The sequence below is a fragment of the Hoylesella oralis ATCC 33269 genome (genome assembly GCF_000185145.2).
In the GTDB taxonomy this organism is placed as follows: domain Bacteria; phylum Bacteroidota; class Bacteroidia; order Bacteroidales; family Bacteroidaceae; genus Prevotella; species Prevotella phocaeensis.
Genome location: NZ_GL833119.1, coordinates 1848014 through 1866446, shown reverse-complemented (window position 1 = coordinate 1866446; position 18433 = coordinate 1848014). Strand labels below are relative to the sequence as shown.

At 41.5% G+C, this 18433-nt stretch carries 17 protein-coding genes and 1 other RNA gene; 9 read left to right on the top strand and 9 right to left on the bottom strand.

Translation table 11 applies throughout. The annotated features are described in order from the left end of the window. Positions 1-221 precede the first annotated feature (221 nt). The 4 genes from rplU (at position 222) to HMPREF0663_RS10185 (ending at position 4771) form a co-directional block, all read left to right on the top strand. Positions 222-539: a 50S ribosomal protein L21 gene (rplU, locus tag HMPREF0663_RS10200; RefSeq protein WP_004370443.1), complete on the top strand. Its 318-nt coding sequence runs from the start codon at positions 222-224 to the stop codon at positions 537-539. 21 nt (positions 540-560) lie between these two features. Continuing rightward, a complete protein-coding gene (rpmA, locus tag HMPREF0663_RS10195) occupies positions 561-851 on the top strand; it encodes a 50S ribosomal protein L27 (RefSeq protein WP_004370442.1) in 291 nt (96 codons plus the stop codon). A gap of 212 nt (positions 852-1063) precedes the next feature. Continuing rightward, on the top strand, positions 1064-2356 hold the full coding sequence (serS, locus tag HMPREF0663_RS10190) for a serine--tRNA ligase (protein ID WP_004370441.1): 1293 nt from the start codon (positions 1064-1066) through the stop codon (positions 2354-2356). A gap of 51 nt (positions 2357-2407) precedes the next feature. After that, positions 2408-4771 carry a bifunctional dihydroorotate dehydrogenase B NAD binding subunit/NADPH-dependent glutamate synthase gene (locus HMPREF0663_RS10185; RefSeq protein ID WP_004370440.1) on the top strand — a complete coding sequence of 788 codons (2364 nt, stop codon included), beginning with the start codon at positions 2408-2410 and terminating at the stop codon, positions 4769-4771. Positions 4772-4832: 61 nt separating this feature from the next. On the opposite strand, the gene HMPREF0663_RS10180 is transcribed toward HMPREF0663_RS10185, so the two are convergent. The 6 genes from HMPREF0663_RS10180 to HMPREF0663_RS10155 form a co-directional block, all read right to left on the bottom strand. Next, entirely contained in the window at positions 4833-5102 is a 270-nt protein-coding gene (locus HMPREF0663_RS10180) for a PqqD family protein (protein ID WP_004370439.1), read from the bottom strand. Between the two features lie 14 nt (positions 5103-5116). Then, entirely contained in the window at positions 5117-5617 is a 501-nt protein-coding gene (locus tag HMPREF0663_RS10175) for a S24/S26 family peptidase (protein WP_004370438.1), read from the bottom strand. A 16-nt stretch (positions 5618-5633) separates the two neighbouring features. Next, a complete protein-coding gene (locus tag HMPREF0663_RS10170; RefSeq protein ID WP_004370437.1) occupies positions 5634-6530 on the bottom strand; it encodes a hypothetical protein in 897 nt (298 codons plus the stop codon). A 65-nt stretch (positions 6531-6595) separates the two neighbouring features. Further along, positions 6596-7072 (bottom strand): hypothetical protein, encoded by a 477-nt coding sequence (locus HMPREF0663_RS10165; RefSeq protein ID WP_004370436.1) that lies wholly within the window; start codon positions 7070-7072, stop codon positions 6596-6598. A gap of 21 nt (positions 7073-7093) precedes the next feature. Further along, on the bottom strand, positions 7094-7954 hold the full coding sequence (locus HMPREF0663_RS10160; RefSeq protein WP_016665116.1) for a sigma-70 family RNA polymerase sigma factor: 861 nt from the start codon (positions 7952-7954) through the stop codon (positions 7094-7096). Positions 7955-8109: 155 nt separating this feature from the next. Further along, a complete protein-coding gene (locus HMPREF0663_RS10155) occupies positions 8110-9576 on the bottom strand; it encodes a Do family serine endopeptidase (RefSeq protein ID WP_004370434.1) in 1467 nt (488 codons plus the stop codon). A gap of 335 nt (positions 9577-9911) precedes the next feature. Here HMPREF0663_RS10155 and rnpB point away from each other — a divergent pair. The 4 genes from rnpB (at position 9912) to HMPREF0663_RS10140 (ending at position 12603) form a co-directional block, all read left to right on the top strand. After that, an RNA gene (gene rnpB / locus HMPREF0663_RS11545) (RNase P RNA component class A) lies at positions 9912-10316 on the top strand. A 71-nt stretch (positions 10317-10387) separates the two neighbouring features. After that, complete coding sequence (locus HMPREF0663_RS10150) at positions 10388-11713, top strand: YihY/virulence factor BrkB family protein (protein ID WP_016665117.1); 1326 nt, start codon at positions 10388-10390, stop codon at positions 11711-11713. 56 nt (positions 11714-11769) lie between these two features. After that, a complete protein-coding gene (locus HMPREF0663_RS10145; protein ID WP_004370432.1) occupies positions 11770-12174 on the top strand; it encodes a VIT1/CCC1 transporter family protein in 405 nt (134 codons plus the stop codon). Positions 12175-12195: 21 nt separating this feature from the next. Next, positions 12196-12603 carry a YkvA family protein gene (locus tag HMPREF0663_RS10140; RefSeq protein WP_004370431.1) on the top strand — a complete coding sequence of 136 codons (408 nt, stop codon included), beginning with the start codon at positions 12196-12198 and terminating at the stop codon, positions 12601-12603. Positions 12604-12751: 148 nt separating this feature from the next. On the opposite strand, the gene mscL is transcribed toward HMPREF0663_RS10140, so the two are convergent. Further along, positions 12752-13135 (bottom strand): large conductance mechanosensitive channel protein MscL, encoded by a 384-nt coding sequence (gene mscL, locus HMPREF0663_RS10135; protein WP_004370430.1) that lies wholly within the window; start codon positions 13133-13135, stop codon positions 12752-12754. A 207-nt stretch (positions 13136-13342) separates the two neighbouring features. Between mscL and gap the strand changes: the two genes are divergently transcribed. Then, on the top strand, positions 13343-14374 hold the full coding sequence (gene gap / locus HMPREF0663_RS10130; protein ID WP_004370428.1) for a type I glyceraldehyde-3-phosphate dehydrogenase: 1032 nt from the start codon (positions 13343-13345) through the stop codon (positions 14372-14374). A gap of 304 nt (positions 14375-14678) precedes the next feature. Here gap and HMPREF0663_RS12100 read toward each other — a convergent pair whose 3' ends face one another. Then, positions 14679-14855, bottom strand: a complete 177-nt coding sequence (locus HMPREF0663_RS12100; RefSeq protein ID WP_004370427.1) for a hypothetical protein — start codon at positions 14853-14855, stop codon at positions 14679-14681. A gap of 12 nt (positions 14856-14867) precedes the next feature. Further along, entirely contained in the window at positions 14868-18416 is a 3549-nt protein-coding gene (locus HMPREF0663_RS10125) for a leucine-rich repeat domain-containing protein (RefSeq protein WP_016665118.1), read from the bottom strand. Positions 18417-18433: the final 17 nt, after the last annotated feature.

Sequence of the window (18433 nt, the reverse complement as noted above, 5' to 3'; positions counted from 1 at the left end):
TGCCATTTAAACAATTCGACCTATTTAATTATTATCTTCTTCTTTAAGAAATGACGCCCCGATTTGTTAATATCTCATAAAATAAATGAAAGGCGCAGAGATAGATACTGCATCTATCAACTTTTCTTATTAATTTTGCATCCGATTTAGTCCGTGGAGGCTTGAATAAGTCTTGATAAATGTCAGGCGCCTTGCGGAAAAACCGTTTTTACGAAAAATAAATGTACGCAATTGTAGAAATTAACGGTCAACAGTTCAAGGTTGAACAAGGTAAAAAGCTCTTTGTTCATCACATCAAAGATGTTGAAACCGGCAAAACTGTTGAGTTCGACAAAGTACTGCTCGTAGACAAAGAAGGAACAGTAACAGTCGGTGCACCGACAGTAGAGGGTGCAAAGGTAGTAGTAGAAGTTGTGAACCCACTTGTAAAAGGTGACAAAGTCATCGTTTTCAAGATGAAGCGCAGAAAAGACTATCGTAAAAAGAATGGTCATCGTGCACAGTTCACCGAAGTAGAAGTTAAACAAGTAATCGCTTAAAGTAAAGGGAGGAATTCAGAAATGGCACATAAAAAAGGTGTAGGTAGTTCCAAGAACGGTCGTGAATCAGCTTCACAAAGATTAGGCGTAAAGATTTGGGGCGGTCAGAAGATTATCGCAGGCAACATTATCGTTCGTCAGCGGGGCACAAAGCACAATCCCGGAGAAAACGTTGCTATCGGCAAAGATGACACATTGTATGCTCTAACAGACGGAATTGTATATTTCCATAAAGGTCGTAGAGACAAGAGTACGGTTTCCGTACTGTCTGAAGAGGCGTATCGTGCTAAAACTCAAAAAGCTGAAGCATAGTATATAAAACAATAACTTATTCCGAACAAACAACAGAATGCCAGTCTTTCTTATGAAAGATTGGCATTTATGCGTTATAGACATTATGCATATTGCATATAAACAGACAAAATATTTTGCAAAAAGGATTTTGACACGAAATATTACGATTTAATATATTTTTTTTGTATTTTTGCGTTTAAATAATTACAACATATAAAAAGAAATAGTACATGCTCACACTTAAACTTATCAGTGAAGAAACTGAACGGGTGATAAAAGGTTTAGAGAAAAAACATTTCGAAGATGCACGCAAAACAATTGAAAATGTTCTTATCATAGATAGGCACCGTCGTGATGCTCAACAAAAACTTGATAAGAATAAACAACAGGCTAATCTTTTGGCAAAAGATATAGGCATGCTGATGAAGACAGGACGGAAAGAACAGGCCGAAGTGGTAAAGGCTCAAGTTGCAGAATTAAAGACATTTGATAAGAAACTGCAAGAAGAGATGGATAATGCTCAAAAAAAGATGACCGATATCCTGCTAACTATTCCGAACATTCCCAATGATAAAGTTCCTGAGGGTAAAGACGCCAACGATAACGTTGTTGTAAAAGAAGGCGGAGAGAAACCGGTTTTACCGGAAAATGCATTATGTCATTGGGATTTATGTAAAAAATATAATCTTGTGGACTTCGACCTTGGCGTGAAGATTACCGGAGCAGGCTTTCCCATATATATCGGCAAAATGGCACGTCTGCAACGTGCACTCGAAGCCTTTTTTCTTGACGAAGCTCGTAAAAGCGGATATCTCGAAGTGCAGCCTCCTTTCGTAGTAAACGAGGTCAGTGGCTATGGTACCGGTCAGTTGCCTGATAAAGAGGGACAGATGTATCATGCTAATTTAGATAATCTCTATCTGATACCTACAGCAGAGGTTCCTGTAACAAATATTTTCCGTGATACCATTCTTGAGGAAAAAGAACTTCCTATTAAACGTTGTGCCTATTCAGCATGTTTTCGTCGTGAAGCAGGAAGTTATGGCAAAGATGTACGTGGATTGAATCGCCTACATCAATTTGATAAAGTAGAATTGGTGCGTATCGATACCCCTGAACATTCTTACCAATCGTTACAAGAAATGCTTGATCATGTAGAAGGTTTATGCAAAAAATTAGAACTTCCTTACCATATTCTCCTACTATGTGGCGGCGATCAGAGTTTCACCTCTTCCATCTGTTACGACTTCGAGGTGTGGAGCGCAGCACAAAAACGCTGGCTGGAAGTAAGTTCTGTATCGAATTTCGAAAGCTATCAGGCCAATCGTCTGCATTGCCGCTATCGTCGTTTCGATAATAAAAAGATCGAATTATGCCATACCTTAAACGGTTCAGCATTGGCCTTGCCACGTATCGTTGCTACAATTCTTGAAAATAACCAAACACCGGAAGGTATCCGTGTCCCCAAAGTACTCATCCCCTATTGTGGTTTCGACTTGATAGATGATAAAAACTTCGGGTAATAGAGGTTTAGGTTAGATACTTACAACTATTCTCCTGATACAAAGACATTTATGAATAAAATCGCACGCAAGGAACAATTCTCTGAAAAAGTATTCCTCTTCGAGATTGAAGCTCCACCGATTGCCAAGAGTCGTAAAGCCGGAAATTTTGTCATCGTAAGAGTCGGTGAGAAAGGTGAACGCATACCTCTCACCATTGCCAATGCCAATATTGAAAAAGGCACAATAACCCTTGTTGTACAAAAAGTTGGATTATCTTCTATCAAGCTTTGTAATTTAAACAAAGGAGATTACGTTACAGATGTAGTAGGTCCTTTGGGCAATCCAACCCACATCGAGGACTTCGGTACTGTGGTTTGTGCCGGAGGTGGCGTGGGAGTTGCACCTATGTTGCCGATTATCAAAGCGTTGAAAGCTGCCGGTAACAGAGTGCTCTCCGTACTTGCGGGACGTTCAAAGGATTTAATTATCCTCGAAGACGAAGTGCGAAATAATTCTGATGAAACTATCATTATGACCGATGATGGTTCCTATGGAGAGAAGGGCGTCGTAACCATCGGCATAGAAAAACTTATCAATCAAGAACATATTGACAAGGTTTTTGCAATTGGGCCTCCGGTCATGATGAAATTCTGTTGTCTATTGACACAGAAATACAACATTCCTACCGATGTTTCGCTTAACACTATTATGGTAGATGGTACAGGAATGTGTGGAGCCTGTCGTCTGACAATCGGAGGAAAGACGAAATTCGTTTGTATCGATGGCCCCGAATTTGATGGTACGCTTGTTGATTGGGACGAGATGTTCAAACGAATGGGTACATTCAAGAAGGTAGAACGAGAAGAGTTAGAACGGTATGAAGAACATCTCAATATCACGAGTAGCATTGCTTCCGGCATAGAGGAATATCAAATCAGCATGGATGAAAAGCCTGTCGATGATACGATAGAGATGCTTACCGATCGAAACTCGCAATGGCGTAAGGACCTGCGCTCTTCCATGAAACCCAAGGAAAGAGTGATAATTAAACGAGTTATCATGCCAGAATTGGAACCTACTTACCGTGCCACGACACGATTGGAAGAAGTAAACAAGGGATTAACCAAGGAGATGGCATTAATGGAGGCCAAACGATGTCTTGATTGCGCCAAGCCGACTTGTGTGGAAGGCTGCCCGGTTAATATTAACATTCCGTCGTTTATCAAGAACATCGAACGTGGACAATTCCTTGCAGCCGCCAAAGTGCTGAAAGATACATCGGCACTGCCCGCTGTTTGTGGACGTGTATGTCCGCAAGAGAAACAATGCGAGAGCAGATGCATTCATCTGAAAATGAACGATCCGGCTGTTGCCATTGGCTATTTGGAACGCTTTGCCGCCGATTATGAACGAGAGAGTGGTAACATATCATTACCAGAAATCGCTCCTGCGAATGGTATTAAGATTGCAGTTATTGGTTCTGGGCCATCAGGATTGAGCTTTGCTGGTGATATGGCCAAAAGAGGATATGACGTTTATGTATTCGAAGCGTTACACGAAATCGGAGGCGTATTGAAGTATGGTATTCCCGAATTTCGATTGCCTAATCGGATTGTGGATGTCGAGATAGAGAATTTGCAGAAGATGGGCGTACATTTCCAGACCGACTGCATCATAGGTAAGACTATTTCCGTAGAAGAACTAAAAGAAAAAGAGTTCAAGGGAGTATTTGTCGGCTCGGGTGCCGGTCTTCCGAACTTCATGGGAATACCGGGAGAAAATAGCATCAACATTCTGTCGAGCAATGAATATCTTACTCGCGTTAATCTAATGGACGCCGCCAATCCTTCCACAGATACCCCCATCAATATTGGCAAGAAAGTTCTCGTAGTAGGCGGTGGAAACACGGCAATGGACTCGTGTCGTACAGCCAAACGCCTCGGTGCTGATGTCACATTGGTGTATCGCCGATCCGAGGTTGAGATGCCAGCACGTATTGAAGAGGTGAAGCACGCTAAGGAAGAAGGTATCAAGTTCCTTACCTTACACAATCCGATAGAATACTTAGCGGATGAAGACGGAGCCGTGAAAGCTGCGGTACTCCAAGAGATGCGTTTAGGTGAACCAGATGCAAGCGGTAGGCGCAGTCCAGAACCCATATTGGGTTCAACAAAGACTATTGACTTCGATCAAGTGATTATTGCCGTCGGCGTATCTCCAAATCCGCTTGTACCAAAGAGCATAAAAGGACTTGAGCTTGGTAGAAGAAATACGATTGTCGTTAATGAGCAAATGCAATCTTCCATCAAGAATATTTATGCCGGAGGAGACATCGTAAGAGGTGGAGCTACTGTGATCCTTGCCATGGGCGATGGTCGCCGTGCTGCTTTGAACATGCATAGCAGCCTAAGCAGTACAACTATATGTAAATAACAAGAAATGTTTATTTCTCTAAACGTCTAAACGGGAAAGGAACGCTTCTACTAAGAAGCCACTATTCAGTTATAATACCAGCAACAGCCCATTGTTGAGAAAGAGTGCGTGCATCATTCAGCGCGGTCTCTTTCTCTACGTCATATTCTCGTATGAGTAGGTTTGCAAGGTCTTCTACCGTAAATTCTTTATCATGAATATTTTTCCAAAGGTATGCAGAACTTTCATTCATGCTAATAATATTGCTGAAATCTATGTTTTCCTTTCCTTCTGCTACAATAATATGTTCTCCGCATACCGTACGAAGATTAAATCCTTTTTTCGTTTTCATCTCTAATCTTTACTTTAAATGGGTTTAAATAATTTGAGCCAAATTCTACGATAAGCGGCTAAAAGGTAGCGACGTATGGGATATAGTTTCATCCAAATTACAGAATATAACATCCATTTCCTCCCATCCGTGCGGTCTAACCGTATTCGTCCTTTACGATAAAATCCGACAACAGAGCCTTTTACATCTACTCTTTTACAATACTCTTCAGATAGATTACCGTCCCCCCTTAATACGATATTGTCACCATCGAAAGCTATAATACGATGCAAAACAAAATGTTTCGGAGCAATTTCTGCCAAAACCGCATCTCCGATATGAATGTCTTGCACTTTAGTTATCAATGCTTTATCGCGGTTATCTTCTAAAAAAGGTCGCATAGAAAATCCTCGAAGGCGTAACGTAACAGTATGCCCTTCTTCCAAAAACCTTACTATTTCCGGTAAAAACTCTGCATTTGCGAACTGTATTTCCTTTACTCCCAACTCTGTCTGTGGTGATGTATGCTCTTTCATGAAATAAAACTATCGATTATGCTTTTGCTATGGTTTTATGACATAATACAGCCGCATCCTCATTGGGAAGACAATGCAATGTATAGATATCCGTGGTCTCGATAATCTTTGTGATGGTATCACAGATACGACTATAGATATCTTCATCCCACATCATCGAAGAGCATGAGGGAAGAATTGATGCGAATGATTCCGTTGGAGATAACTTATCTATACTGTTTTCCGTAGCCCTGTCTATACGTGTTATAGCTCCAAGGCGAGCCTTCACATTACGATAACAAGGCGTTTTGCCACTCCATGGACTCCCGTAAATATAAGATATTCCATTTATCATACGAATAATCGGATTATCATCATTCATAAGATCGCACCCTTTTATATATCTCAGCCACATACTTACCTGCGTACTTTTCCCCGTACCACTCTTTGCAATGAATGCATATCCATACCCATTATTCCTTACAAGCGAAGCATGGATGAGGAGCGTATCATGAAGACTTCCGGCAAATGCAAAAATCAGCATAAGTGCATTATTCAGTCCGAAGCATCTCATATTGTAATTTCCATTGAGCGCACAGACACATTTAGAGAAATTCTTATTTGTCTGCAACAGACAACACCCAGTCCCGTCGATGTCTTTTATAATGTATTGGTATCCTCTATTATCCAATAAATCCACAATGATGTCCCCATTCCCTGTATCAAACGTTCTTATTCTTTCTCGATGTTCTTTGGGAATAACTTTCAAATTATCATCGACTGTCAATTCAAAAAATATCTCTTCCGATTTATTTTCTGTTTTAAAGGGTTCGAAAGATGGTAGCAAACGCATATCGTTCGGTTGCTGCCCTTTAAAATTAATTCTTATATGATGTTCTGCAACGATAAAGTCGTTTATACTGACATTCTCCATTATCGACAATCGGGATTTAAGAAAAGATTGAAAAATACTTTATAAAAAAGACTTTCACTTTTCCTTTAGTTTTTAGAAGTGGATATTGCAGTCTTTGTTTTTTCCTTCTTTTCTTTCTTTGCTGAAATCTTATTCAATTCGGATGGGTCCGGTACAACGGGAGTATATGAGAAATCTGCAGTTGTGATATACTTGATATTATAATTTCTGCCTTTGACATATCTTTTCTTCAACGACACGAATTTCTTTTCTATCATTTTACGAGACGTTGCAAAAAAGGTAACACAAGTGGGCTGAAAAACACCTTTCGACTCCATATATTGCTTCAACTGATAAGAATAACTATCCCTACCATACAAAAATCCATTTCTGGAAATATAGGCCGAATCCAACAACTGAATGTCGGTAAAATATACTGTAGAATCATTAAACGAAGCAGCAAAACCATATACATACACCTGCTTATTACGGTTTTTTGCCTGAACAGTTGAAGTTATCGCAACCAACGCGAATACTATCAATAATATTTTTTTCAATCTCATACCTTTAAATTACTAATTCAATCATCCTAAAAACGATTTGAGCAAGCTACTCTTCGTATTATTTCGGAGGCGTCTTATTGCTTTTTCTTTAATTTGTCTTACCCGTTCACGTGTCAAACCGAATTTATCTCCGATCTCTTCAAGCGTCATATCTTGCTGATTTATGCCAAAGAAAGCTTCTATAATCATGCGTTCTCTCTCATTAAGAAGCAAAAGTACTCTTGATATCTCATCACGAAGAGACTCCGACACAAGTCTTTCGTCTGCCGTAGGACTTTCCGTATTAGGCATGATATCCAACAGACTATTGTCCTCTCCTTCTGCAAAAGGTGCATCTACCGAAATATGTTTACCATTGATTTTCATTGCATCGATGATCTTTTCTTCAGGAAGATCGATACGATCTGCAATTTCTTCAATGCTCGGATGACGCTCATTTTCCTGCTCGAATTTATTGAGGGCTCTATTGATTTTATTCACAGAACCTACTTGGTTTAATGGCAATCTCACTATTCTGCTTTGTTCGGCGATAGCCTGCAAAATACTTTGCCTGATCCACCATACGGCATAAGAAATAAACTTAAATCCTCTTGTCTCATCGAATTTCTCTGCAGCTTTTATCAAACCGACATTTCCTTCATTAATAAGATCAGGTAAACTCAGTCCCTGATTTTGATATTGCTTGGCTACTGAAACCACAAATCTTAGGTTAGCTTTAGTAAGTTTTTCAAGGGCTTTCCTGTCTCCTTTCCTTATCCGTTGCGCCAACTCCACCTCTTCTTCAACAGATATAAGTTCTTCGTGCCCTATCTCTTGCAAGTATTTATCGAGCGATGCACTTTCTCGATTGGTAATAGATTTTGTGATTTTCAGTTGTCTCATTAGCCGGTTTCTTTTTAATGCATGCATGCAAATTTAAACGTTTTGAACGGATTGTGCAAATATTTTACCACTTTTCTATTTGCAGGACATCTTAAAAAATTAAGGGAAACGCACTTTTCCATGCGTTCCCCTTAGCTTTATCCTGTAAATAAACTTTACTCTGACAATTTAATTACAACATAATCTCGTTTGCCTGTAGGCCAAATACCCTTCACAACAAATATGGGATCTTTGCTTGTAGAGGCTTGTCTTACCACTTCCTGCAAATCGCCGATACTCTTTAAAGGCGCGTCGTTTGCAGAAATCATGATAAATCCTTTATTTATTCCGGCATTCTTAATGGCACCTTTGCCTACATTAGTTACTTCCAATCCGTATTTGATATCAAATGCTTCTTTTTGTTTTGCCGTTACAGGGCGGAAACTTGCTCCCAGCACATCAAGGTCTTCTACCTTCTTTACAACCTTTGTATTGCCCTGAGCATTTTTCAACGTCACCGTTTTGGTTATCTTCTCCTTATTACGTAAATAAGTAATAGTGATCTTATCCCCCGGGCGTTTCTTTGTTATAATCTCTTGCATTTCGGCCATTTTACTTATATTCTTTCCATCAACAGCCACAATAACATCGCCTTTCTTCAATCCGGCAGCTTCTGCTGCACCGTCTTCTACAACTTTATTTACATAAATACCGTCATTCGTGCCGAAGTCAACCTCCTTGCCCTCTTCTTTCTGCGCGTCTATATAGTTGTGTACATCGCCTCCCTCGATACCGAGAAGTGCACGTTGCACAGTTCCGTATTGCTTAAGATCGGCAACTACTTTATTCATAATAGATGTCGGAATAGCGAAACCATATCCCGAATAAGAGCCGGTTTGCGAATATAGCATGGCATTAATACCCACGAGTTCGCCTTGAACATTGACAAGAGCACCGCCAGAGTTGCCCGCATTAATAGCCGCATCGGTCTGTATGAACGATTCAATATCGTTAGCATAGAGCGAACGCGCCTTGGCACTGATGATACCTGCGGTAACCGTTGAATTCAGATTGAACGGATTACCCACTGCGATTACCCACTCGCCCACTTTCAACTTATCAGAATCGCCGATAGGCAACGTCGGCAGCCCTTTTGCATCGACCTTTATCAACGCAAGATCGGTTGTTTTATCTGTGCCGATAATACGTGCAGAAAACTCACGGTTGTCGTTCAATGTAACTGTAAGCTCATCGGCTCCCTCCACAACGTGGTTATTGGTTACGATATAGCCGTCTGGCGAAATAATTACACCCGATCCGGTAGCTTCGCGTTTAGGAGTCTTGTACTGTCTCTTTTGCGATTCTCCTTGTCCGGGATTACCGAAAAAGCCGAATGGATCGGAGAAGAAATCACTGAAAGGATCACTTCTTTGCACATCTACAGTCTGCACTTTAGAGTTCTGCACATATTTAATATGTACAACAGCGGGCAGAGACTTCTCCGCAGCATAGGTAAGGTCGACCGGCTGACCGGCTGCTGCAACCGGTGCATCTGCAGCGTTTACTTTGATAAAAGCACCTGTTGAGAATGCTATCGCCACCACACACAGCGACGGAAGCAAAAATTTAGAAAACTTTTTCATGTCTTTATTCTTTATATGTTTCTGTTCTTAATTTTATATAATTTGAAGCAACGATTTTGATAGACCGTTTGAAATACGTTTGCAAATATAGACGCAAAAAGTGACAAACTGTCAAATTGTCGCTGTCCTTTATTCCAATTTAACAATTCGATTTAACACATTAACGGCTGTTAAGCGGAATTTATTCGAATTTTACATTCATTTAATATGATACAAAGTTGTACATCTATCACGCTTAAACCATACATATAGCGCCGATAAACACTCTCTCTATTCTGAAATAAAGCTGCATTTGCTTTGCATTTTTCATAAATAAACGTATCTTTGCAAACGAAACAGTGTTCTGGCTCTGCCGCTGGTTCCGATGGAACGAGAGGAAAGTCCGGGCAGCAAAGGGCGCTCCACTTCCGAAAATAGAAGCTATTGGCAACAATAGGTGTAGACAGAAGAAAATAACCGCCAAGGCTATATTAACGATATTTTGTCGCTATGCGGCTTGGGTAAGGGTGAGAAGGTGGTGTAAGAGACCACCGGACGACGGGCGATCGCCGTGCCGTGTCTGCTGGAGGCTGCAAGTTCATGTAAACCGTCGTTTGAGAATAGCCCGTTCGAACACAAGTACGACGGAGGGTAGAATGCTTCAACTGTAGGGCGACTTACAGGGTAGATAAATGGCAGGCTCTTTCTTTATAGCAATATGAGGAAAGATACAGAACCCGGCTTATAGGAGCGCTGTTTCTTTTCTTGAAATATCTACGCAGTTTCTGCAGTCTATATGGCAAAAATATGTTTCATTATAAAAATCTGTGCAATGCCCGGAAAACTTCGACATTTTATAGACTTTCTTACAATAGACATCTGGAAGACTTCGCCCGAAAATCTATCTCCCTTTCGTAGACTGCTGTATTCTGTCATAAAGAGGCTATATCTAACAATTCAATTTTTTACGACCAAGCGCACTGTGGATATGGCTTCGGCACTCACTTATAGCACCCTACTTGCTATTGTACCGATATGTGCCGTTGTTTTTGCCATCGCACGGGGGTTCGGCTTTTCCTCTCATATCGAAGTGTGGTTTAGAGATGCGCTCAGTAGTCAACCTCAAGCAGCCGAAGCTATTATCGGTTTTGTAAACTCGTATCTTGTTCACGCTAAGAGCGGAGTTATACTCGGAATTGGCTTGATATTCATGCTTTGGACTGTTTTAATGCTTATACGTAACATAGAGCAGACTTTTAACGATATTTGGCAGGTGAAAAAGAAGCGGAGCATCATGCGCACGATTACAGATTATCTTGCTATGTTGTTCTTGATACCCGTATTTATCGTTCTTACTTCGGGCATATCTTTGTTCATGGCAATGGTTGCTGTAAAAACAGACTCCATACTTCTCGTCGGTCCCGTGGTGCGCTTCGGGATCAATATCATGCCTTACCTGCTGACAGTGTGTGTGTTTACTTCGCTTTATTTATTCATGCCGAATACTCATGTGAAGCTGAAGTACGTAATTATTCCCGGAATTATCTCCGGCGTAGCAATGCAGCTGGTACAGTATGTTTACATCCATTCTCAGATATTTCTATCGAGCTACAACGCCATATACGGTTCGTTTGCAGCATTACCGCTTTTTATGTTATGGGTACAGATATCATGGTCTATCTGTCTGTTCGGCGCGGAAATGAGCTATGCAAGCCAAAATCTTGAAGAATTTTCATTTCTTGCAAAGACCAGCGATATCAGTCATCGTTATAAAATACTGTTGAGTGCGTTGCTGCTTAGTCGTATTTGCAAGCGTTTCAAAGAAGGGAAACATCCTTACACAGCAGTAGAATTGAAACTCGAAACGGGTATTCCCACTCATATTATCCACGATCTTCTCTATACATTGTCTGAAGTAAATTTAGTAGTAGCCAATTCCGGACTTGACAGCAGCAATGATACCGTATATCAGCCGGCTGAAGCATTGATCAATATTACAGTGGGTAGCATGATCGACCGATTGGAATCGAAAGGTGTATGGAACCTTCGAATGGAATTACATAATAAGTTCGAGAACGAGACAACATGGCAAAAAGTATTGAACATCCGTAAGAACTACCTTGCATCTATGCGCAATATCGCTATCGTAGATTTATAACAATAATTTTGCCGATATTACGTTATTCTATCAAACGGTTTTAATAAATAGTTGACATGAGCGAGATATTGAATGATTATCAACACTTGGTAGAAAACACAATCAAACAACATCAGGACAATACCGATTTCCCCGCAATGGAACGATACCACATTACGCAGACTATGCTGAAAGACTATCTCTTCGACAAGCAGGCCATACTCGACTCGGCAGGCAGCTCAAGAACACAATATACCATAGCCGGCATACTTATTGTGTTACCGGTTCTTGTCATGTCCGTATTTTCCGAAAAGCAACTTCCTTGGGGCGAATGGTCTGTTATCATTGCGGTACTAATAGGTCTGCTGCTATTTGCAGTTTATAAAGTGTTGTTGAAGCTTTTTATCAAATACAAATTGAAGAAACTACATAATGACAACGTAGAAGCCTATATCGAAGCCATACTGAATTATCGCCGATAACCACAAAAGCTATTATAAAATATGAACTTACCTGATTTTATGCAATATAAAGACAGGTTCTCGCAAACGGGATTTGTCGAAAAGATTTCAAGGATTGCCAAAAGAGCCGGTGTAAAACTGGTTTATGCCGCGCTTATACTTTATTATATATTAGAAAGCGACAAGATATCCATGAAAGATAAAGCAATAATCATAGGAGCTTTGGGATATCTGATCAGTCCTTTGGACATTGTACCCGACGCTATACCGATAGCAGGCTTAGGAGATGATCTCACTGTACTCATATTCGTACTGCACAAAGTGTGGAATGAAGTTTCCGAAGAAGTAAAAGATAAAGCTAAAAACAAACTTAAAACTTGGTTCGATGAAGACGAAGTCGGACGGGCCGACGATATTTTTACAGAAAACACGGAAGACACGCCAGTATGACATCATCGAAAGTTATCTCCAAAAAATCCTAACTACCATTCATATTCCGGCAATTAGGATTTTCCACACTCTGTATTTTTATCGTATATCGAATTTCCAGATACCTAAATCATAGTAACAAATAACCGTAGCCATCCATAACATTCGGTTATTTGTTCTTCAACAAATCTCTGATTTCGGCAAGCAATTTTTCCTCGTTGCTTGGTTCCGGTGCCGGAGCCGGCTCTTCCTCTTTCTTCTTCGATAGTGAACTGATACCTTTAATAAACAAGAATATAGAGAATGCTACGATGATAAAATCGAGAATATTCTGAAGGAAATTTCCGTAAGTAATCTTAGCCTCTCCGATGGTTAGGGCAAGCGATGTAAAGTCTATTCCACCGACAATTGTACCAATTAATGGCATCAATACATCATCGACAAGCGACGAAACGATTTTCCCAAAGGCACCACCGATGATTACACCTACGGCCATATCAATCACATTGCCACGCATGGCAAACGCCTTAAACTCACTTAAAAACTTATTCATAAAAGAAATATTTTATATTATTTAAACTGAAATACTGTGCAAATATAGAAAAAAAATCGTAACTTTGCGCACGATAGAAAAGAAATGTGCCGTACATACCCCATATTTTCAACAATCGATTTCTTGGAAAGACTTTCGGCTAATGCGGCAGTAAAAATATTTAATAGGTATAACATATTTTTAACCCTTTAATAAAGTAAAAGTAAAATGATTAAAATTGGTATTAACGGTTTCGGTCGTATCGGTCGTTTCGTTTTCCGTTCAACGCTTGAAGAAGCAAACAAGAACGATGTTGTTGTTGTAGGTATCAATGACCTTCTGCCTGTAGATTACATGGCTTACATGCTGAAATACGATACAATGCACGGACAGTTCAACGGAACTATCGAAGCTGATGTTGAAAAGAATGAGCTGATCGTTAACGGCAACCATATTCGTGTTACTGCAGAGAAAGATGCTGCAGACTTGAAGTGGAACGAGATCGGAGCTGAATATGTTGTAGAATCGACCGGTTTCTACCTCACGATGGATCGCGCAGAAAAGCACATCCAAGCCGGTGCTAAGTACGTTGTTCTTTCCGCTCCTTCCAAAAAAGGCGATGATGGTCGTCAGGCTGATATGTTCGTTTGCGGTGTAAATACAGATAAATATGCAGGCCAGCAAATCGTCTCCAACGCTTCTTGTACAACAAACTGCTTGGCTCCTATTGCCAAGGTGCTGAACGATAACTTCGGTATCGAGACAGGTTTGATGACAACCGTTCACTCTACAACTGCTACCCAGCGTACTGTCGACGGCCCTTCATTGAAAGATTGGCGCGGTGGTCGTGCTGCTTCCGGTAACATCATTCCGTCTTCTACCGGTGCTGCTAAGGCTGTAGGTAAGGTTATTCCCGAACTGAACGGTAAGCTCACAGGTATCTCCATGCGTGTTCCGACTTTGGATGTTTCTGTTGTAGATTTAACTGTAAACCTTAAGAAAGGCGCTTCTAAGGAAGATATCTGCAACGCAATGAAGAAAGCTTCTGAGAACGAGTTGAAAGGAATTCTCGGATACACAGAAGACAAAGTTGTTTCTTCCGACTTCCTTGGCTGTCCGTTAACTTCTATCTTCGATGCAGATGCAGGTGTTTATCTGACAGACAAGTTCGTCAAGGTTGTTTCTTGGTACGATAATGAGATCGGTTACTCTCACAAAGTTGTCGATTTGATCAAAATCATGAAGAAGCATAACGGCTAATCCCATTTAGTCATTCGATACTATATAAGCCGCTTAGCCCAATGCTAAGCGGCTTTTTTAATACTGAAGTTCTAAGAATAGTTATCATGGTGAGAATTATTCCGAAGAGGTAACAAGAAATCTTTTTCCGTATGTGTTATCCTCTAATTCAAGAAACAGCGATACCTTTTTTCTATTGCAGCCAGATTGGGTATCTACTATGCAGAAAGTTTCGATATAAAATAAAAAAGTGGAACCTATAGATCACCTACCAGTTCCACACGTATTTATAATAGAGAGTTATAAAAGAAATCAAATTCTATCTTCATAAAAGTAACTGTTCCTCGTTATCAGTATCTTCTTCTTCCCACTCTTCGTCAAGGAAGTCCGGATCGCCAGAGGGTTTAGCAGGACCTACCCCCGGACTGGCGGGGATCATCAGTTCATCCACATCCAAGGTAACTTTAACGGCCTTGGGCTTTACATATACATTCTTTTTCATTGTTTAAAATATTTACTTAATTACAATTTTCTTTCCTTGATGTATGTAGATACCTGCCTGTTGGGGCTTACCCACGAAACGCTGTCCGTTCAGGTTATAGTAGGCATCATCGCTGTTAACAGCCGTGCCGTCGGCCGAAATGCTCTCAATTTCCGTCGTCGTGGGATCTTTGAAGTCGAATATCACTTTGGCACCGCCCTGCAACTCTTTAATCTTCATGTATGCCCCGTGCACAGGGAAACTTGCGATGGGTGTATCAACCTTACGGAAGAGTCCATCGCGCATCACATATACGGGACTCGTAGACGATGCCTCTACACGGGCGTCGGTTACGGTAATACCCGTCATAACATTATCGGTTATGTTATAGGTGCGATCGTCTTCTTCGCCGATGGTGTAGTAGAAATCCGCATCGGTCTTCTCACGGTCGAGCACTTTCAGTAGTACGCCCGTGGCAGCGGGTATATAAGCATACGAAGCGTTGCCTCCGTGTTCGTCGATACTCGTCATGCGCACATGATAGGCACTCGTGCCATAGTCGCCCGGCCCCTGAATGAGCTGCGAACCCGCCACGAAAGCGGCAATCTTCGTATTGCCCTTGGCAGCCAGATAGTCGGCAAAGTCGGTATCGAACTCGCGTGCAAAGGAGGCGTACTTGGTGGCAATCTGGAAGTCAGCGGCGCCGTCGCCCTTTATTTTGTAGTCGAGGGCATCGGTATAGGCGGGCCATGCTGTTTTATAAGCCGCCAGCTTCGACTTCTTGACGTATATCTTCTGTGTGCAGGCGCCCGTGCCCGCAGCGCCCTTGAAGAACTCGCTGAACTGCGCACCCAAACCGAAATAGTTACGCGACAGCTGTGTGGCGGGAGCGTTACCCGTGAACACTACTTGGCTGATAGTGGTGCTTACAGGGCTGATGGTATTCGTGGCGGCATTACGCTGTGTTTTGGTAACGAATGCCATAGCACCGATATAGTCTATATCGGCCTTTACCACAACCTCTTTCATATTGCTGTTGGCGTTCTCGAAAGCGTAGTCGCCTATCAGGCCCACCTTGTAAGTTGTGGCAGCTGCAGCGCCCGTTTCTCTATAACTAATTTGTTTGGGCACGATGAACGTCTTTACATTGGCTGTAGTAGAAAGTAGGTCGGCTGTGTTGGCTGAGGTCGGTATGTATTCGTCTGTTGCGTCGGTGGTTGTCGTGCCTTCCGCTTTGACGGTGAAGGATGGCTTCAGGTTGAATTTGCTCCAGAAGGCATCTGCCTTATAGGCATCGAACAGGTTCTTGCGTACGTACACCGTTACGTGATCGGTGGCCTTGTCGGAAGCCACAGTACCGTCGTCGAAAGCCATGGTGTTAGTACCTTGGTCTATCTTGGTGCTCGGTATAACTTGGTCGCACAGCAGCGTAAGTGTTTTCAGACTGCGGCATAGGCCGAAGGCGCGCTGACCGATGGTGTTCACCTTTGCCGGTATTACAAGGTTAGTGAAGTTGGTACCGCTCTCGTAGAAAGCGTAGTCGCCTATCTTGGTGATGGACGGTGGCAGAAGCGTGAAGTCTGTACGTGCTTTGCCCGGCGGGAAGAGGATAAGCTTCGATTTATCCTTGCTCAACAATATACCTTGCACACTGGAGTAGACCGTGTTATTGGCATCTACCTCTATATCGGCCAGTTTAGAGTCGAACTTGAAAGCCTGCGGATCGATATTGGTACAGCCGGCCGGCACCGTTACCTTTTCAAGTACATTACAATTCTTGAAAGCTTCTTTGGCAATAGATTTTACGCCGGCAGGTATCTTGATGCTCTTAATGCCACTGTTGGCAAATGCTCCTTCGCCAAAGGCGATAATTGTACTGTTGTCGGCGAAAGTAACCGTCTCCATCGCAGGCGTGTTGCCGAAGGCGTTGGTACCGATAGAAGTTACCGAGGCAGGAAAATGAAAAGCCTTGAGTTTTGTTTTATCGGCAAAGGCATTTACTCCTATATTTTTTAATTTACAGCTACCTAAAAAGTTGAAGTTGGTCAAGTTGTCACTACTTGAAAAAGCGTTTGCCGCTATCGTTTCCAATTGTGAGCCATCAGGAACATTGATGGTCTCTAATGCTAAACATTTTGAAAAACTATTACCCAAAGTAGCCAAGGATTTCGGCAAAGTAACCACAGTGAGCTTTGGATTTTCATAAAACGCAAGATAACCGAAAACCTTAACCTGTGATTCTTCTTCAAAAGTTACAGAGGTCAAATTGGGCATAAGTCGGAACGCATACTGTTCCAAGTTCACGACAGATGAAGGAATGGTTACAGAAGATATATTAAGAGAGCGATAGAAAGCTGCGTAACCGATGGTCGTAACCGTATTAGGAATAGCATAGTTTCCTTCTCTACCAAGCGGATAAGCAATCAGTATCTTTTTATCTTTGTCAAACAACACGCCATTATCATCTGTAGAATAATTGGGATTACCCGCCTCAACAATATATTTAGACATTTTCGGGCAAGTTTGAAATGCCCCAGTAGAAATTGACGTTAACGAGGATGGAATTGTTATGGTCTGCAAAAGCGAACATGAAAACACAGCGCACGCATCTACAGTCTGAACATTATTAAAATTTATAGAAGTCAAATAGGAATTATTATAGAATACATATTTTGCAACCGTAGTGACATTATCTGGTATCGTAAAATGTGTATCTTGTTTACCCGGCGGATACAGAAGTACCTGTGCTTTCTCTTTATCATAAATAACCCCATCTATACTACAGAAAGCACTGTTGTCTGTATCTACATCAAACTCTTCCAGAGTGAAAGTAGAATATGAAAACTGAGGCCACGTGCCAAAAGATAAATCGGTCGTTGCCGCAGGGATATTTAGCTTCTTTATATTCAGATAAGAGGGTATCGCATCAGGATAAACCTTAACACAATTCGGATTGATGGAATAAATATAGGTAGTGGAAGACAAGTCATATTTATTAGGAATTGCTATCAAAGCCTTATGCCCTGTTGTGTACAAGACTCCATTGTCCGAAATGAAACTGGTGTTTCCGGCTGCAACTCGTATCTCTTTTAACTGACTTATCAAAGTGTTCCAGAACATGCTTTTCGTTCCCTTGACCGCGGTCACAGAAGCCGGCAAAGTGAGTGAAGTAATACCGGAACCTGCGAAAGCTCTCGAATCAATCGTTGTTATGGTATTGGGCAATGTCACTCCCGTCACAGTCGACGACCATTCATAATTATCTGAATCGTGCCCTCCTCCAATCTGCGTTACCTTGAAGTGGGTGTCGATGCCGTCGAACACCGTTGCGGGGATAGTTACCGTACCCGATACTCCTTTTACATTATATACTGCCAGCTTCGGACTGGACGTGCTGGCATCGATTACACGATAGGTGATGTGGTCTTTAACGAAGTATTCGCCTACGACATAGGCCTTGGCTCCGATATTTGTTAAAAGTAAAACAAAGAGCAGCATTATAACTCTGCATGGGTGTATGGAATGCAATGCCGCATTCTCAGATCGGGCATGATGCCCGACACAAGTAAAAAAATTCATCATAATTGTATTCGTTAATT